Annotated in this window: 15 protein-coding genes, 1 tRNA gene, 2 rRNA genes and 1 pseudogene; 5 read left to right on the top strand and 14 right to left on the bottom strand. The window is 53.2% G+C overall.

From position 1 onward, the window contains the following. The 3 genes from rrf (ACLGE8_RS09430) to rrf (ACLGE8_RS09420) all read left to right on the top strand — a co-directional run. Positions 1–87, top strand: a 5S ribosomal RNA gene (gene rrf, locus ACLGE8_RS09430); the annotation flags it as partial. Between the two features lie 14 nt (positions 88–101). After that, a tRNA-Thr gene (locus ACLGE8_RS09425) sits at positions 102–177 on the top strand. 39 nt (positions 178–216) lie between these two features. Beyond that, a 5S ribosomal RNA gene (rrf, locus tag ACLGE8_RS09420) occupies positions 217–332 on the top strand. A gap of 388 nt (positions 333–720) precedes the next feature. On the opposite strand, the gene ACLGE8_RS09415 is transcribed toward rrf (ACLGE8_RS09420), so the two are convergent. The 3 genes from ACLGE8_RS09415 to ACLGE8_RS09405 form a co-directional block, all read right to left on the bottom strand. After that, positions 721–942 carry a lipoprotein gene (locus ACLGE8_RS09415; protein ID WP_333496298.1) on the bottom strand — a complete coding sequence of 74 codons (222 nt, stop codon included), beginning with the start codon at positions 940–942 and terminating at the stop codon, positions 721–723. A gap of 318 nt (positions 943–1,260) precedes the next feature. Beyond that, complete coding sequence (locus ACLGE8_RS09410; protein WP_410998106.1) at positions 1,261–4,371, bottom strand: efflux RND transporter permease subunit; 3,111 nt, start codon at positions 4,369–4,371, stop codon at positions 1,261–1,263. Positions 4,372–4,383: 12 nt separating this feature from the next. Then, the gene (locus ACLGE8_RS09405) at positions 4,384–5,523 is read right to left on the bottom strand and encodes an efflux RND transporter periplasmic adaptor subunit (RefSeq protein ID WP_410998105.1); all 1,140 of its coding nucleotides are present in this window, start codon (positions 5,521–5,523) and stop codon (positions 4,384–4,386) included. 361 nt (positions 5,524–5,884) lie between these two features. Here ACLGE8_RS09405 and envR point away from each other — a divergent pair, with 361 nt between their 5' ends. Both envR and ACLGE8_RS09395 read left to right on the top strand, forming a co-directional pair. Beyond that, a complete protein-coding gene (envR, locus tag ACLGE8_RS09400) occupies positions 5,885–6,538 on the top strand; it encodes an acrEF/envCD operon transcriptional regulator (RefSeq protein WP_410998104.1) in 654 nt (217 codons plus the stop codon). 121 nt (positions 6,539–6,659) lie between these two features. Further along, positions 6,660–7,493: an MBL fold metallo-hydrolase gene (locus ACLGE8_RS09395; protein WP_410998102.1), complete on the top strand. Its 834-nt coding sequence runs from the start codon at positions 6,660–6,662 to the stop codon at positions 7,491–7,493. 71 nt (positions 7,494–7,564) lie between these two features. Here the strand turns inward: ACLGE8_RS09395 and fis are convergent, their stop codons facing one another. From fis to msrP, 11 genes and pseudogenes are all read right to left on the bottom strand, one after another. Continuing rightward, on the bottom strand, positions 7,565–7,861 hold the full coding sequence (gene fis / locus ACLGE8_RS09390) for a DNA-binding transcriptional regulator Fis (RefSeq protein ID WP_000462905.1): 297 nt from the start codon (positions 7,859–7,861) through the stop codon (positions 7,565–7,567). A gap of 23 nt (positions 7,862–7,884) precedes the next feature. Next, positions 7,885–8,850: a tRNA dihydrouridine synthase DusB gene (gene dusB, locus ACLGE8_RS09385; RefSeq protein WP_333496292.1), complete on the bottom strand. Its 966-nt coding sequence runs from the start codon at positions 8,848–8,850 to the stop codon at positions 7,885–7,887. Positions 8,851–9,177: 327 nt separating this feature from the next. Beyond that, positions 9,178–9,588: pseudogene (locus tag ACLGE8_RS09380) on the bottom strand (carbonic anhydrase family protein); the annotation flags it as partial. A 59-nt stretch (positions 9,589–9,647) separates the two neighbouring features. After that, the gene (gene prmA, locus ACLGE8_RS09375; protein WP_410998100.1) at positions 9,648–10,529 is read right to left on the bottom strand and encodes a 50S ribosomal protein L11 methyltransferase; all 882 of its coding nucleotides are present in this window, start codon (positions 10,527–10,529) and stop codon (positions 9,648–9,650) included. An 11-nt stretch (positions 10,530–10,540) separates the two neighbouring features. Further along, positions 10,541–11,992, bottom strand: coding sequence for a sodium/pantothenate symporter (gene panF, locus ACLGE8_RS09370; protein ID WP_410998098.1), 1,452 nt, complete (start codon positions 11,990–11,992; stop codon positions 10,541–10,543). Next, entirely contained in the window at positions 11,982–12,227 is a 246-nt protein-coding gene (locus ACLGE8_RS09365) for a YhdT family protein (protein ID WP_410998096.1), read from the bottom strand. Before ACLGE8_RS09365 ends, panF begins: the two co-directional genes overlap by 11 nt. Before the next feature lie 110 nt (positions 12,228–12,337). Further along, on the bottom strand, positions 12,338–13,687 hold the full coding sequence (gene accC / locus ACLGE8_RS09360) for an acetyl-CoA carboxylase biotin carboxylase subunit (protein WP_395596045.1): 1,350 nt from the start codon (positions 13,685–13,687) through the stop codon (positions 12,338–12,340). A 10-nt stretch (positions 13,688–13,697) separates the two neighbouring features. Beyond that, positions 13,698–14,159: an acetyl-CoA carboxylase biotin carboxyl carrier protein gene (gene accB, locus ACLGE8_RS09355; RefSeq protein WP_410998094.1), complete on the bottom strand. Its 462-nt coding sequence runs from the start codon at positions 14,157–14,159 to the stop codon at positions 13,698–13,700. A gap of 22 nt (positions 14,160–14,181) precedes the next feature. Then, complete coding sequence (gene aroQ / locus ACLGE8_RS09350; RefSeq protein WP_035891225.1) at positions 14,182–14,634, bottom strand: type II 3-dehydroquinate dehydratase; 453 nt, start codon at positions 14,632–14,634, stop codon at positions 14,182–14,184. A gap of 234 nt (positions 14,635–14,868) precedes the next feature. Next, the gene (gene msrQ, locus ACLGE8_RS09345; protein ID WP_410998092.1) at positions 14,869–15,468 is read right to left on the bottom strand and encodes a protein-methionine-sulfoxide reductase heme-binding subunit MsrQ; all 600 of its coding nucleotides are present in this window, start codon (positions 15,466–15,468) and stop codon (positions 14,869–14,871) included. Beyond that, positions 15,468–16,466 (bottom strand): protein-methionine-sulfoxide reductase catalytic subunit MsrP, encoded by a 999-nt coding sequence (gene msrP, locus ACLGE8_RS09340; RefSeq protein ID WP_410998090.1) that lies wholly within the window; start codon positions 16,464–16,466, stop codon positions 15,468–15,470. The genes msrQ and msrP overlap by 1 nt, the downstream gene beginning before the upstream one ends. Positions 16,467–16,530: the final 64 nt, after the last annotated feature.

Below are 16,530 nucleotides of genomic sequence, written 5' to 3'. Positions count from 1 at the left end.
TGACCCCATGCCGAACTCAGAAGTGAAACGCCGTAGCGCCGATGGTAGTGTGGGGTCTCCCCATGCGAGAGTAGGGAACTGCCAGGCATCAAATTTAGTGTGCTGATATGGCTCAGTTGGTAGAGCGCACCCTTGGTAAGGGTGAGGTCCCCAGTTCGACTCTGGGTATCAGCACCAGTTTTTCGGGTTAAAGTTTGGCACTTAGTAAAGAATTTGTCTGGCGGCTGTAGCGCGGTGGTCCCACCTGACCCCATGCCGAACTCAGAAGTGAAACGCCGTAGCGCCGATGGTAGTGTGGGGCCTCCCCATGCGAGAGTAGGGAACTGCCAGACATCAATTAAAGTAAAAAAGCCCATCCGTCAGGATGGGCTTTTTTACGTCGGTACGAAAGTAAAAGTACGGTGAAAATCCCGGGGTCGCTGCTGTATGACTGGGCTACAGTTGTCCGGGCACACTACCGGATGGCGATGTGAATGCCTTATCCGGCCAACAATAAAAAGTATTCCTGCCTCATTGAAATATCCCTTTCGAAACAAGTACGGTGCTGAAAATAAGACAGTGCTCGCTATCTCTTTATTATAATGGGCAATTTAGATTGCTGGCTGGAATTAAAAGGTGAGGGTTTGATTTTGTTAGGAATAAAAGCGGCGCCTATGCCATCCTGACGCTGCCAATAAGTAAGGGAGAGGGCCAGAAAGCGGGCGCCTTCTGGCCATTGTGTTATTTGGTCAGTGCAACGATACCCAGCGTCAGGCCCGCGATAGCAGCTGCGCCACCGGCGATAGCACCCGCGGTTTCCCAGTTGTCCTGTGTAGTTCCCTTCATGCAGGTGTTGGTGTGAACCAGACGGCCCTGATCGTCATAAACGGGTACACAAGGGGAATCATGCGCACAGCCAGCAAGCAGCGTTGCCAGCAGTGTCACCAGAATAAATTTTTTCATGATATTGCCTCTAAATAATCCGTTTCATTACGCCAGAAATATGCCGTATTACGGAATGGCTTATTTTATCACCTGCGCTATAGCCTATAGATAGGGGGATTCATCTCAATTTATGTGGTTCGTAAATATCGTGGAGAAGAGAGGTTGAAAACGGTGGAATTATGCAGAAATGATGCAGAGGAAAATAGCGAAATGACGAGTAGCGCAGCGTAATTGATGGCGAGGTGGCCTAACGTATTGAGTCCGTTGACCCCATCTTCCTGACTAACAGACAAAAAGAAAGGCGCCGACAGGCGCCTTTTATCATGAGCGATCGTGTTACTCAGAGTGTTTGGTAAAGCGGCGTCTAACCACCACAAAGAACACCGGCACGAAGAAGATTGCCAGCAGCGTCGCGGTCAGCATCCCTCCCATCACGCCGGTACCGACGGCGTTCTGCGCACCGCTGCCCGCACCATGGCTGATAACCAGCGGCATAACACCGAGAATAAAGGCCAGCGACGTCATCAGAATTGGACGCAGACGCATACGTGATGCCTCGAGCGTGGCTTCGATGATGCCTTTCCCCTCTTTATCCATCAGGTCTTTGGCAAACTCGACGATCAAGATAGCATTCTTCGCCGATAGACCGATGGTCGTCAACAGACCCACCTGGAAGTAAACATCGTTATTCAGTCCGCGTAGTGAGGCTGCCAGCAACGCGCCGACAACGCCCAGTGGCACAACCAGCATGACGGAGAATGGAATCGACCAGCTCTCATAGAGCGCTGCCAGGCATAGGAAGACGACGATCAGCGAGATGGCATACAGCGCAGGGGCCTGGTTTCCGGACAGACGTTCCTGATAGGACATTCCCGTCCAGTCAAAACCGATACCAGAAGGCAACTTGCTGGCCAGTTGCTCCATCAGCGTCATCGCCTCACCGGTACTCTTACCCGGCGCCGCTTCACCGAGGATCTCCATGGATGGCAGGCCGTTATAGCGTTCCAGACGCGGAGAGCCATACACCCAGCGTGAAGTGACAAAGGCAGAGAATGGCACCATTTCACCGTTTGAGCTACGGACGTACATGTTGTTGACGTCGCTTGGCAGCATGCGGAACTTCGCGTCTGCCTGAACGTAGACCTTCTTCACGCGACCGTGGTCAATAAAGTCATTTACGTAGTAGCCGCCCAGTGCCGCAGAAATAGTCTCGTTGATGTCAGACAGCGAAACGCCCAGCGCCTGTGCTTTTTCCTGATCGACGTCGAGCTTGAACTGCGCAGTATCTTCCAGGCCGTTTGGACGCACACGGACCAGCTGATCCGGATGCTGCTGCACCATGCCAAGAAGCTGGTTACGCGCCTGAGTCAGCGCCGTATGGCCCAGGTTGCCCTGGTCAATCAGCTCAAAGTCGAAGCCGGTCGCCGTACCCAGCTCGATAATCGCTGGCATATTGAACGGGAAGACCATCGCATCTTTAATCTGGCTAAAGGCCATAGTGGCGCGCTTGATAACTGATTCTGCGCTGTTTTCATCGCCGCTACGCTCGTCCCACGGCTTCAGGCTTACGAATGCCATGCCGGAGTTCTGCCCCTGACCACTGAAGCTGAAACCGTTAACCGTAAAGACGCTCTCAACGTTCGACTTCTCGTTATTGAGGTAGTAGTGGGTCACCGTATCCAGCACTTTCTGGGTGCGCTCCTGCGTTGCACCAGCAGGGAGCTGTACCATGGTCAGGAACACGCCCTGGTCTTCATCTGGCAGGAAGGAGGTTGGCAGGCGCATAAACAGTACCGCCATCCCCACAACGATCAGCAGGTAGATAAGCAAGTAGCGCCCAGTGGCGCGCAGAATGCCGCTGACGCTATTGGTGTAGTGGTTAACGCTCTGATCAAACTTATTGTTAAACCAGCCGAAGAACCCTTTCTTCTCGTAGTGATCGGCAGAAGTCGGTTTCAGCAGCGTGGCGCATAGCGCTGGGGTCAGGATCAGGGCGACCAGTACCGACAGCGCCATGGCGGAAACGATGGTGATTGAGAACTGGCGATAGATAGCCCCGGTTGAGCCGCCGAAGAAGGCCATCGGCACGAATACCGCTGACAACACCATCGCGATCCCAACCAGCGCGCCCTGGATCTGCTCCATCGACTTCTCGGTGGCCTCGACCGGCGATAGCTTCTCCTCGACCATCACACGCTCGACGTTTTCCACCACCACGATGGCATCATCGACGAGCAGGCCTATCGCGAGCACCATCCCGAACATGGTTAGGGTGTTTATCGAGTAGCCGAACATCGACAGCACGGCAAAGGTTCCGAGAAGCACCACCGGTACCGCAATCGTCGGAATCAGGGTCGCACGAATGTTCTGCAGGAACAGATACATGACGAGGAAGACGAGAATAATCGCCTCAAACAGCGTCTTAATCACTTCATGAATCGAGATGGTGACGAATGGCGTGGTGTCATACGGATAGACCACCTTCATCCCCTGCGGGAAGAACGGCTGCAGCTCCGCGAGCTTAGCTTTGATCGCATTGGCGGTATCCAGCGCGTTCGCACCGGTCGCCAGCTTGATCCCGAGGCCTGATGCAGGCTTACCGTTAATACGTGCGACCACGTTATAGTTTTCGCCGCCGAGCTCAATGCGCGCGACGTCGCTCAAATGCACTACCGAGCCATCGGCGTTTACGCGCAGGGTCACTTTACCGAACTCAACCGGGTCTTTGAGACGGGTCTGCGCAATAATTGAAGCATTCAGCTGTTGGCCTTTCACCGCTGGCGTACCGCCCAACTGGCCTGCTGCGATCTGGTCGTTCTGCACCTTCAACTGGTTGATAACGTCCACCGGCGTCAGGCTATATTTGTTCAGCAGATTGCCGTCGAGCCAGATACGCATCGCATACTGCGCACCAAAGAGCTGTACGTCGCCCACGCCGTTCAGACGGCTGATCGGATCTTTAACGTTAGAGGCAATGTAGTCGGAGATGTCATCCTGTACGGTCGTAGGATTATCAGAGATAAAACCGGCCACCATCAGGAAGCTGCTGCTCGACTTCTCTACGCTGATACCCTGCTGCTGTACTTCCTGCGGCAGTAGCGGCGTTGCCAGAGAGAGCTTGTTTTGCACCTGCACCTGCGCGATATCCGGATCGGTCCCTGACTTAAAGGTCAGGGTGATAGTTACAGAACCCGCAGAGTCACTGGTGGAGGACATGTACATCAGGTTATCGATACCGTTCATGTTCTGTTCGATAACCTGGGTGACGGTATCCTGTACGGTTTGCGCATCAGCGCCCGGATAGGTCGCGGAGATAGCCACCGCAGGCGGGGCGATCGTCGGGTACTGGGCGATAGGCAGCTGCAGTATCGCCAGGCCGCCTGCAATCATCATGATGATGGCCAGAACCCATGCAAACACCGGTCGATGGATAAAAAACTTAGACATTTAATCGGTACCTTATTGCGCAGCCGGAGCCGCGGTATCCTCTTCAGCCTTCACGGTGACGCCAGGGCGAACCTTCTGCAGACCGCTAACGATAACCTTGTCTCCCGCCTTCAGACCGCTGGTAATTAGCCACTGGTCGCCAACGGCCTGCGCCGCCACCACGCTGCGCGTTTCCACCTGGTTCTTATCGTTCACCAGCAGAACCGTTGCATCGCCGCGCGGAGTACGAGTTACACCTTGCTGCGGAACCAGCATAGCGTTTGGATTTACGCCTTCATCAATACGAGCGCGAACGAACATCCCCGGCAGCAGTACGTGCTGTGGGTTCGGGAAAATCGCACGTAGAGTGATGGAACCGGTGCTCTCATCAACGGTGACGTCAGAGAACTGCAGGGAACCTTTCAGCGCGTAAGGCTGGCCGTTCTCCATCAGTAGCTGAACGCTTTTTGCGTCGCCACCCTGCTGCAGGCTCTCCTGCTTCAGACGCATAAAGTCGCTGCTGGACTGGGTGACATCAACATAGATAGGGTCAAGTTGCTGCACTGTTGCCATCGCATCAGACTGGCCGTTGGTCACCAGAGCACCTTCGGTGACGCTGGACTTACCGATACGACCGGTAATCGGCGAAGTGACTTTGGTGTAGGCCAGATTAATGCGTGCGCTCTCTACGGCTGCCTTTGCCGCCATCACATCAGCATCGGCCTGACGTGCGGTAGCGACCGCCTGGTCATAATCCTGCTGACTGATGTACTGAGTGCCAAGCAGGGGAACATAGCGTTTCACCGTCAGGTGAGCGATTACCGCAGCGGCCTCTGCTTTGGTCTGGTCACCTTTAGCGCTGTCATAGGCTGCCTGGTAGGTTGCTGGATCAATTTGATAGAGAGATTGCCCGGCCTCGACATCGCTACCTTCGACAAAGTTGCGTTTGAGAATAATACCGCTGACCTGCGGGCGAACCTCAGCAACGCGAAACGCGGAGGTCCGGCCCGGTAACTCTGTGGTGATGGACAATGGCGCGTTGTTCACGGTGTGAACGGTAACCTGAGGTGTTGGCGCATGCGCTTGTTGGCTTCCAGAATTATCGCAGCCGCTAAGTAATGCCGCAGAGATAATTAAGCTGGATAAAAGTGTAACCCTGGCGTGACTCGTCATTGCTGTTCCTTATAGATTGATAGCCAGGCTTGACTAAAAATCTGTGAAAGAAAGGGTGAATAAAAAAAGCAGTTCGTTATCCTACAAATAAACATCGGTGGATGTAAGGGATAGTTATTTTTGGACAATCATCAAAGGCACGGAAACACAAAAAAAGCAGGATTAGAGAATTTATGCAGAGAGAAAAAGAAAAGGACATATTCATTTTGTGAATATTAATTAATAATTCATGCATTGAATTGATTTATTGATTTTCAGCATTTATCAAACTTTTTGGTAAATATTAAGGTTAGTCTCAATGGTAAATTGAATTAATTGACTTTCCATCCACCGTGAAATTTTGCGGTAAGTGACGCAGGCTATGGCCAGAAAAACGAAAGAAGAGGCGCTCAAGACGCGCCAGCTGCTGCTTGATTCGGCAATTGAGCAGTTTGCACTGCGGGGTGTGAGCAACACCACGCTGACCGACATTGCTGATGCCGCTGGGGTAACGCGCGGCGCGGTGTATTGGCATTTTGCCAGCAAAAGTGAATTATTTAATGCGATGTGGAAAGAACAATTACCGCTGCGTGATTTAATTCATCATAAATTGATACAAATCGAAAGCACTAATCCGCTATTAAACTTAAGAAATAAATTTGTGGTTGGTTTGCAATATATTGCGGAGACTCCACGTCAGCGTGCGCTAATGCAGATTCTGTATCATAAATGCGAATTTAGCAGCGATATGATGCCGGAGCATGAGATCAGAAAGCGGATAGGTTTTAGCTACGATGCCATGCGAAATATATTGCAGACCTGCGTGCGTAACAGAATATTACCCGTTGATACAAACATTGAGATTGTATTGATCGTATTACATAGCGCATTTAGCGGTATTATCAAAAACTGGCTGATGAGCCCGCAGTCGTTCGATCTCTATCAGCAGGCACCGCTGCTGGTTGACAATATTATGGCGACCATCTGCACCCAAAGTCTGTGGGCTGCCCGGCCCGCGCTGGTTGTTAACCAGTAACCGCCCGTTCTCTCAGGCAGGGAAGCCTGAAGATAATTCATCTGGCCTCGCTTCCGCTGTCCTCTGCTTTCGGCTTCTGTCATCTTATTATTCTACTCATCATCCCCGTAACGAGGTGTTTATGAACGTGATTTCCCGTCAGATTGGCGACTTTCTGGTGACGCCGCTCAGCGACGGTAATATGGCCGCGAGTCTCGAACTCTTGTCTGGCATTAGTACTACAGAGGCCGGAGAGATCCAGCGGCAGGCGGGGATTGCGGAGCCCGGAAACCTGCATATCTACGGTTATCTTATCCGCGGACGTGGGCGAACGATTCTGGTGGATTCAGGAACCGGTGGCGTCAATAACGTAGGTGGGCAGTTGAAAGCCAATTTGCAGGGCGCAGGTGTCCTGCCAGAAACGGTGGATACGGTGCTGCTGACCCACGCCCATCCTGACCATCTGGGGGGCTTGCTGAATGAGGACGGTCTGACGGTATACCCCAACGCTGAACTCTATCTGCATCCGCTTGAGAAGGCATTCTGGCTGGACGATATGCGGTTTGCGCAGGCTAATGAACGTCAGCAGCGTAATTTTATTCGCGCGCGCCAGACGCTGGTCGCCTACGGTGAGCGTGTGCGCCTGCTGAGCGATGCGCCGATTGCTGAGGGGATTCTCCCCGTCCCTCTGCCTGGGCACACACCGGGGCATACCGGCTTCAGAATTGATACTCCAGAGGCCAGCCTGATTATCTGGGGTGACATCGTTCACTTCCCCTATATTCAGACCGCGCATCCTGGCGTGAGCATTGCTTTTGATATCGATAGAGAACAGGCGGAAGTGTCGCGTAAAGACATTCTGGCACAGGCGGCGGCGGAACAGTGGCTGGTGGCGGGGATGCACTTTGGTGGATCGGGCTTTGCGCGGGTGATTCCTGAGGCTAAAGGTTACCGCATCGTCTACGCTGAGGCGTAAAACAGGCAATAAAAAAGGCGCTTCCCCATGCCGAGTAGCGCCTTCAAAATCAAGCAATTAACTGATTAGTATCAGTTCATGCCGTATTTTTTCAGTTTCTTACGCAGAGTACCGCGGTTGATGCCCATCATCAGGGCTGCGCGGGTCTGGTTACCACGGGTGTATTGCATCACCATGTCCAACAGGGGCTGTTCTACTTCAGCCAGTACCAGCTCATACAGGTCATTAACGTCCTGACCGTTCAGTTGAGCAAAATAGTTCTTCAGTGCCTGTTTAACCGAGTCACGCAGGGGTTTTTGGGTTACCTGATCCTGAGAGTTAACGGTAGAAACGGTCAGTACGTCAGAATTTACGCGTTGTTCGAACATAGTTCTGTCAGCTCTTTATTTCATTACGCAAGATTTTCGAAGTATGCCTCCAACGCCTCCAGCTGTACGCTGGCATCCTCTATGGCGTTGAATGTGCGCCGAAACTGGTCATTTGGAGCGTGCTCCTGGAGATACCAGGATACGTGTTTACGCGCAATTCGGTACCCTTTTGCCTGACCATAAAAGTCATGCAGTTCCCGAACATGCGAACAAAGCAAGCGCTTAACCTCTGCCAGTGGCAGTGGAGCAAGCAGCTCCCCAGTGTCCAGATAATGCTGGATTTCCCGAAAGATCCAGGGTCTTCCCTGAGCGGCACGTCCTATCATCAGGGCATCAGCCCCCGTATAGTCGAGTACAGCTCTGGCTTTAAGCGGGTCAGTAATGTCACCATTCGCGATAACCGGAATGGAAACTTTCTGCTTAACTGCCCGAATGCTGTCGTATTCAGCTTCACCATTGAACAAACAGGCGCGGGTGCGTCCATGAATGGTCAGGGCCTGAATGCCACAGTCTTCGGCCAGTTGGGCAATCTCTACACAGTTACGGTGTTCCGGCGACCAACCCGTGCGAATCTTTAACGTAACAGGAACGTCCACTGCGCTGACAACCGCCGTCAGGATTGACTTCACCTGGTCGGGGTATTGCAGAAGGGCTGAACCTGCAAGCTTGCGATTCACTTTTTTGGCCGGGCAACCCATATTGATATCAATAATCTGGGCGCCACTTTCCACGTTGATACGCGCGGCATCCGCCATCTCTTCAGGTACGCTTCCGGCAATTTGCACGGTGCGAATACCTGGCTCATCAATGTGCACCATCCGAAGGCGGGACTTATCGCTTTCCCAGACCTGTGGGTTAGACGACATCATCTCGGAAACGGTTAAACCTGCTCCCATCTCGTAGCACAACGTCCTGAACGGCCGGTCGGTAATACCTGCCATAGGCGCTGCGATCAGTCGATTTCTGAGCTGGTGTTGTCCGATACGCATGAGTTAAGAAATGACCATACTGTGACTGCAAGGCGGCGTATATTACGCATTTTTTGCACGAGATGAAAGGCCAAACTTTAACCAATCCTCTGAGGTGGATCAAAGAATCGTAGTAAGCGTAAACGGTAATTAGGAATTAGTTATATAAATCATTATATTAGAAATATATGATTATTTTATCTACGAGCATATTTTTGCGTAACTTCTCATTTTTTCTTCATCAGCAGGAGATTTGGCAAGATAATCTGCTGATTTAATCAGCAGATTATTGTGACATAGTGTGACTATGCTCCCATATTCAGAATATGATCGTGACGCTTTTTCAGACTACTCAACGACCACGCGGCCGTTCAGCGGCTGGGTCGGCCGGTTGTTGTCATGATGCATCGTTTGGGCGAATTTTTTCAGCTGCGCGTCGGAAAGGGTCATCGGCTGCTTCAGGACAATCCAGGCCACACCTTCAGAGCATGGCGGTGTGGTCAGGGAGCCGCTGAATCGCCAGTAATGCTTATCGGTAGGCAGGAGCGTATTGAGGTCTAACTGTTCAGGGATACTGACTTCCTGCGCTGTTTTCTCCGGCACTGTGGCCTACAGTGCCTTCATTGCCGCATTTTCTGCACCTACGTCAAACATCACCGCCAAGACCGCGGTGTTGCCCTTCGCATCTTTATGCACCAGATGAGCCTCCATCGCGTAGTGTTTGCCGTGAACGGTGTTTTCGCTTGGCGCGTGGACGTGGACGATGGTGTACAAAAAGCGGGGAAATCGTGGCCTGCAATGAGGCCACGAGAAGGGGATTATTTTTTACGACCGGTAATGCGGCACCACTCTTCTTTCTCGACAACGGCGTCGAGGTCAAAGAGATCGGCGTAGGCTTCACAGACGCTTTCCGCCTGGCTTGCCAGGATACCAGAAAGCCCCAGCAGGCCGCCTGTAACCGGCAGCACGCTGATTAACGGTGCCAGTTCGCGTAATGGGCCTGCCAGGATGTTAGCGACCACCACGTCAGCTTTCATGGCTTCTGGCTGGTCCTGCGGCAGATACAGCTCCAGACGTTCGGAAACGCCGTTGCGCTGGGCGTTGTCACGGCTGGCCTGGATTGCCTGCGGATCGATATCGATCCCGATCGCTTTGGCCGCGCCCAGCTTCAGTGCGGCGATCGCGAGGATCCCGGAGCCGCAACCGAAGTCGATCACCGTCTTGCCGGCTAAATCTAACCCGTCCAGCCACTGCAGGCACAGAGAGGTCGTTGGGTGGGTACCGGTACCAAAAGCCAGGCCAGGATCGAGCATCACGTTAACCGCGTTTACGTCCGGCACGTCGCGCCAGCTTGGGCAGATCCACAGACGCTCGCCAAAGCGCATCGGGTGGAAGTTGTCCATCCATTCGCGTTCCCAGTCTTTATCTTCCAGCTGTTCAATCTTGTGGGCAAAACCTTCACCCAGCAGCGGATGTTGCTCCAGAATGGCAACGACCTCTTTCATGTCGGTTTCTGCGTCGAACAGGCCGATAACATCGGTATCGCCCCACAGACGCGTTTCACCCGGTAGAGGTTCGAAGACCGGCGTGTCATGCGTATCCTGGAAGGTGATGGAGACCGAACCGGCTTCCATCAGCGCATCGCTAAGATCTTCGGCATTGGCGCCGGTTGTGTTCAGTTTCAGTTGGATCCACGGCATGGCAAAACTCTTTATTTATCAGAAGAAATTACGGCAGCTTGTACGGCAGGCTGACCAAAACGGTTCCCCACCATAAACGCCAGCAAACTTAGCAGCAACGAGGGCACTATCGGATGGAAGCCCAGGTACTGAACATTAAACGTGGCCAGCACGGCATAGAGCACGCCGCCGACAATCATCGCGCTTAGCGCCCCGGTAGCGTTCGCACGCTCCCAATATAGGCCCAGCACCAATGGCCACAGGAAGACCGCTTCCAACCCGCCGAAGGCGAGCAGGTTCAGCCAGATGATCATCTCCGGCGGACGCCAGGCAGCCAGCAGCAGCAACGCGCCTAAAATTAGCGTAATCACCGCTGACATGCGCTTCAGGCGGCGTTCATTGCGTAACTGTTCCGGGTGCAGATTCAGATAGAGATCTTTGATGATCGTAGCGGAACTTTGCAGCAATTGGGCATTAATTGTCGACATAATTGCCGCCATCGGTGCTGCCAGGAAGATCCCTGCTGCGAAAGGCGGCAGCACCTTGACCATTAACGTAGGGATCACCAGATCGGGCACGGTGAGGTCAGGGATGACTGCGCGACCCAGCGCGCCTGCGAGGTGCATACCGAACATCAGGATAGCCACCACAATGGTTCCGACGATGATCCCCCGGTGTACGGCTTTACTATCTTTATAGGAGATACAGCGGACCGCGGTATGCGGCAAGCCGATAACGCCAAAGCAGACCAGCACCCAGAATGAGGTCATAAAGGTTGGCGACAGGATATCTCCCGCACCTTGCGGCGACACCAGTTTAGGGTCAATCGTTTCTAAGGTATGCACCGCATGGCCTATCCCGCCTGCGGCGTGAACGACGCCGACCAGCAGGACGATAGTGCCAATCAGCATGACCAGCCCCTGCATCGTATCGTTCAGTACGCTGGCGCGAAAGCCACCGAACGCCGTATAAAGCGCGATGCTGATACCGAAGATCAGCAGACCCGTTTCATAGGGGATACCTGCCGCCGTTTCCAGCAGGCGAGCGCCGCCGATAAACTGCACCGTCATTGCCCCCACAAAGGCAACCAGCAGGCTCAGACTTGCCAACCAGACCAGCAGCCTACTCTGGTAACGGGCGAACAGCATATCGTTGAGCGTCACGGCGTTATAACGACGGGCGAGAATTGCGAATTTTTTGCCCAAAACCCCCAGCGATAGCCAGATGGCCGGTAGCTGGATCATCGCCAGCAGCACCCATCCCAGCCCGTATTTATAGGCGGCACCGGGTCCCCCGATAAACGAGCTTGCGCTGATATAGGTGGCGGTCAGCGTCATCGCCAGGACAATACCGCCCATCGAGCGGCTGCCGAGGAAGTACTCATTGAGGAAGTTGCCCGTCACGCGTTTGCGCATGGCGTAAATCGATATGCCAAAGACCACCAACAGATAGGCAATAAGCGGCAGAATGACTTCAAGCTGCATGATCGTCATCCTCCAGCGGGATATCGCGGTAGACAAACTTCACCATCAACCAGCACAGCAAAATAAAAACCAGCGGCATCAGCAGGCAGGCCATTTCAAACCAGTGAGGCAGGCCGGTGAAACCCTGCGTGGAGTTAGGTATGTAAGCGCACACTAACCAGGCGGCAAGATAGAGAAGGGTTAGCCAAAGCGCCCAGCGCGCCTCTTTATGGGCCTGAACAAAACGCTTGTCCATTTTTTGTCCCTTATGGATGAAGAAAGCGGGGATTGTACCGCAAGGAAAAGATGAGGGGAGAGAAAAAGAAAAAAGGCCGGAAAATCCGGCCTTTTGCTGCGATAACAGGATTATTTTTCCTGTAATCCGAGTTTTTTCTCCAGATAGTGGATGTTGGTACCACCATGCTGGAAGTTCTCGTCGGCCATGATACGCATCTGCAGATCAACGTTGGTTTTGATACCGTCGATGATCAGTTCCTGCAGCGCGTTCTTCATGCGAGCAATCGCCACGTCACGGGTCTCACCGTAGCAGATGAGTTTGCCGATCATTGAGTCATAGTACGGTGGTACGGTGTAGCCAGCGTAGATATGAGATTCCCAACGAACGCCAAAGCCGCCCGGTGCGTGGAAGCGGGTAATTTTACCCGGGCTTGGCAGGAAGGTGTCTGGGTCTTCGGCGTTGATACGGCATTCTACCGCATGGCCACGGACATGGACTTCTTCTTGCTTGATGGACAGCGGCTGACCGGCAGCGATACGCAGCTGCTCTTTGATAAGGTCAACGCCGGTGATCATCTCGGTAACGGGGTGTTCTACCTGGATACGGGTGTTCATTTCAATGAAGTAGAACTCGCCGTTTTCGAACAGGAACTCGAAAGTACCTGCGCCACGGTAGCCGATATCCACACACGCTTTCGCGCAGCGTTCGCCGATGTAGCGACGCAGTTCCGGGGTAATACCCGGTGCTGGTGCTTCTTCGACAACTTTCTGGTGACGACGCTGCATGGAGCAGTCACGCTCAGCCAGATAGATAGCGTTACCCTGACCGTCAGCCAGTACCTGAATCTCGACGTGGCGAGGATTTTCCAGGTATTTTTCCATGTAAACCATGTCGTTGCTGAATGCCGCTTTGGCTTCCGCTTTGGTCATGGCAATGGACTGCGCCAGGTCTGCATCGTTGCGCACAACGCGCATGCCGCGACCGCCGCCGCCGCCGGAGGCTTTGATGATAACCGGGTAGCCGATGCGTTTAGCATGAGCACGGTTAACATCCATATCTTCGCCCAGCGGGCCGTCAGAGCCAGGAACAGTTGGTACGCCTGCTTTCTTCATGGCGGTGATTGCGGACACTTTGTCGCCCATCAGGCGAATGGTGTCGGCTTTCGGGCCGATAAAGATAAAGCCGGAACGTTCAACCTGCTCGGCAAAGTTGGCGTTCTCAGAGAGGAAGCCATAGCCTGGGTGAATCGCAACAGCCCCGGTGATTTCAGCTGCGCTGATGATAGCCGGGATGTTCAGATAGCTTTTTACGGACTGAGCCGGGCCAATACAGACCGTTTCATCCGCCAGCAGTACGTGTTTTAAATCGCGGTCCGCAGTGGAATGCACAGCCACGGTCTTGATGCCCAGTTCTTTACAGGCACGAAGGATACGCAGTGCAATCTCGCCGCGGTTGGCGATGACAATTTTATCCAGCATCTTCGCCTCGTTACTCGATGACGACCAGAGGCTCGTCAAATTCAACTGGCTGACCGCTTTCTACCAGGATTGCTTTCACAGTCCCTGCTTTGTCAGCTTCGATCTGGTTCATCATTTTCATCGCTTCAACGATGCACAGGGTGTCGCCCACGTTTACTTTCTGACCAACTTCCACGAATGCTTTAGCGTCCGGGCCTGGGGTGCGATAGAAAGTACCAACCATCGGGGAACGTACGATGTGACCACTGATTTCAGCTTTAGCCGGAGCTTCAGCTGCAGCTGGTGCGGCTGCTGCAACAGGTGCTTGCGCTTGCATGACAGGCGCTGCGTAGGCCTGTTGCATCACTGGCATACCGGTGTTTGGAGCAGAGCGGCTGATGCGCACTGACTCTTCACCTTCAGAAATTTCCAGTTCGTTGATGCCAGACTCTTCGACCAGCTCGATCAGTTTTTTAATCTTACGAATATCCATGAGTGGGTTCCGTACTCTTTGTTTAGTTTGATTGTGACAGGCGTTTTACCGCCGTCTGTAAAGCGTATGAATAGCCGTCAGCCCCGAGTCCGCAGATAACGCCAGAAGCGATATCAGACAGATACGAATGATGGCGGAATGGTTCGCGCGCATGGACGTTGCTCAGGTGGATCTCGATAAACGGGATGCTCACCGCCAGCAACGCATCGCGAAGGGCAACGCTCGTGTGCGTGAACGCGGCCGGATTAATCAGGATATAGTCAATATTGTCTTTAGCCTGATGAATACGGTCGATGAGGACGTACTCGGCGTTGGATTGCAGGCTGTCGAGCGTGACGTTCAGGGTTTCAGCTTCCGCGGTTAAGCGGCTTACGATCTGGGAAAGCGTCAGCGTGCCGTACTTCTCTGGCTCACGGGTGCCTAACATATTCAGGTTCGGACCGTTCAAAAGCAAAATGCGAAACTTGTCAGTCATTGTGCTGCTATCTCCTGCAATTCTCGGGTAAAAAACAAAATATACCTTCGATGCGCGATTGTCACCTTTTCAGGGGGGTAAAAACCCTGTCAGGAAAACCAAGGTCGCACATTATAACTATTTCGTAGCATTTGGCAGCTAAATACTGGTCTTATCAGGGAAGATTATCAACTGCTATCGTGTAAAGAACGTCTGACTATAAGAGAATTGCGGTAAACCGCACATATCACGAAACTAGCGCCACCACTGGCGAAACTTCTTATAACGGCAGGCTAAAAGCACGATGGCAATGGCCGCGTAGATAACCGGTTGTGGTGAGATAATCTTTACCGACCACAGGAAATGTATCGGTGCGAGGATCGCGACAAGATAGACGAAATTATGCAAAAGCTGCCAACGTCGGCCTAATTTTCGCTGCATAGCCTGGGTAGATGTCACCGCCAGGGCTAATAAAATCAGCCAGCAGGCAAATCCCAGCAGAAGATAGGGACGAGTAACAATTTCCTGACCTAATAGGGACAAATTCCGAATTCCTAGCTCCAGAACGCTATAGCTGGTGAGGTGAATGGTCGCCCATGCAAAGCACCATAGCCCCAGTAGTCGACGGGTACGAATCAGCAACGGTTGTTTAGCGTAGCGCGCCAGCGGAGAGATCAACAAGGTCGCCAGCAGCAGTTTCAGAGCCATCCTACCGGTAAAATGTTGAATATCTTTCACCGGGTCGGCGCTTAACTGCCCCTGAGAGACGGCCCAGAACAGCCAGACAAACGGTAAAAAAGCCGCAAGATGCAGGAAAACCTTCAGCCAGGTGACCTGTGTTGCCGTTAAACGCATTAAAAATTCTCCCGCAAATTCATCCCACGATAGAGCGAAGCTACTTCATCGGCATAGCCGTTAAACAGCAGCGTCGGTTGACGCTGTACGTCGAGAATACCGCCGGAACCGATAAAACGCTCCGTCGCCTGAGACCAGCGTGGGTGATCGACATGCGGGTTCACGTTGGCAAAGAAGCCGTATTCGTCCGGTGCCGCCAGGTTCCAGGTGGAATCCGGGCGTTCGCGGGTCAGCATAATGCTGACAATCGACTTGATTCCCTTAAACCCGTACTTCCACGGCACCGTCAGACGAATCGGCGCACCGTTTTGTGGCGGCAACGCTTTGCCGTAGACGCCGACGGTCAGGAGCGTTAGCGGGTTCATGGCTTCGTCCAGACGCAACCCTTCTATATAAGGATAGGCAAGACCGCCGCCGATAAACCGGTCCTTCTGTCCAGGCATGTGCTCTGGAGAGTAGAGCGTTTTAAACGCTACGTACTTTGCGTTGCTGGTGGGCTCAACGGCGGCGAGCAACTTATGCAGCGGGAAGCCAATCCACGGCACCACCATTGACCAGGCCTCCACGCAGCGCATACGGTAGATGCGCTGCTCTAGCGGGAAGCGTTTGGTTAAATCGTCATGATCGAGCGTCAGCGGTTTCGCCACCTCGCCGCCTATGGTCAGCTGCCACGGATTAATGGGCAAGCTTCCGGCGTTCGCGGCAGGGTCGGCTTTATCGAGGCCGAACTCGTAGAAGTTGTTGTAGCCGGTGACTTTGTTTTCTGGCGTCAGCGCCAGTTTATTCTGCCATTCATCGGGCTTACTGAAGGTGAGCGGCTGCCCGGAAGGGGCCGGTGGCCGATCGTTGCCTTTAAACCAGTCCGTCAGGCTGGAGGCGTGTAATGGAAGTGAGGCGGCAGCGGTGCTGATACCAAGCATCTTCAGCACCTGGCGGCGCTGGAGCATAAAAACAGACTCGGCGGTGACGTCTGCTTCAGTTAATTTACGGGCTTTCATGACTTCCTCCGGCAGGCTTTTGATAAGCATGGCGGAGGAGTCAAATTAACGCGAGTGCGCCTTG

This window comes from Kluyvera sp. 142486, from assembly GCF_046569695.1.
Classification (GTDB): domain Bacteria; phylum Pseudomonadota; class Gammaproteobacteria; order Enterobacterales; family Enterobacteriaceae; genus Kluyvera.
The sequence above is the reverse complement of the archived record's forward strand: the minus strand, read 5'-3'. Positions and strand labels throughout refer to the sequence as shown.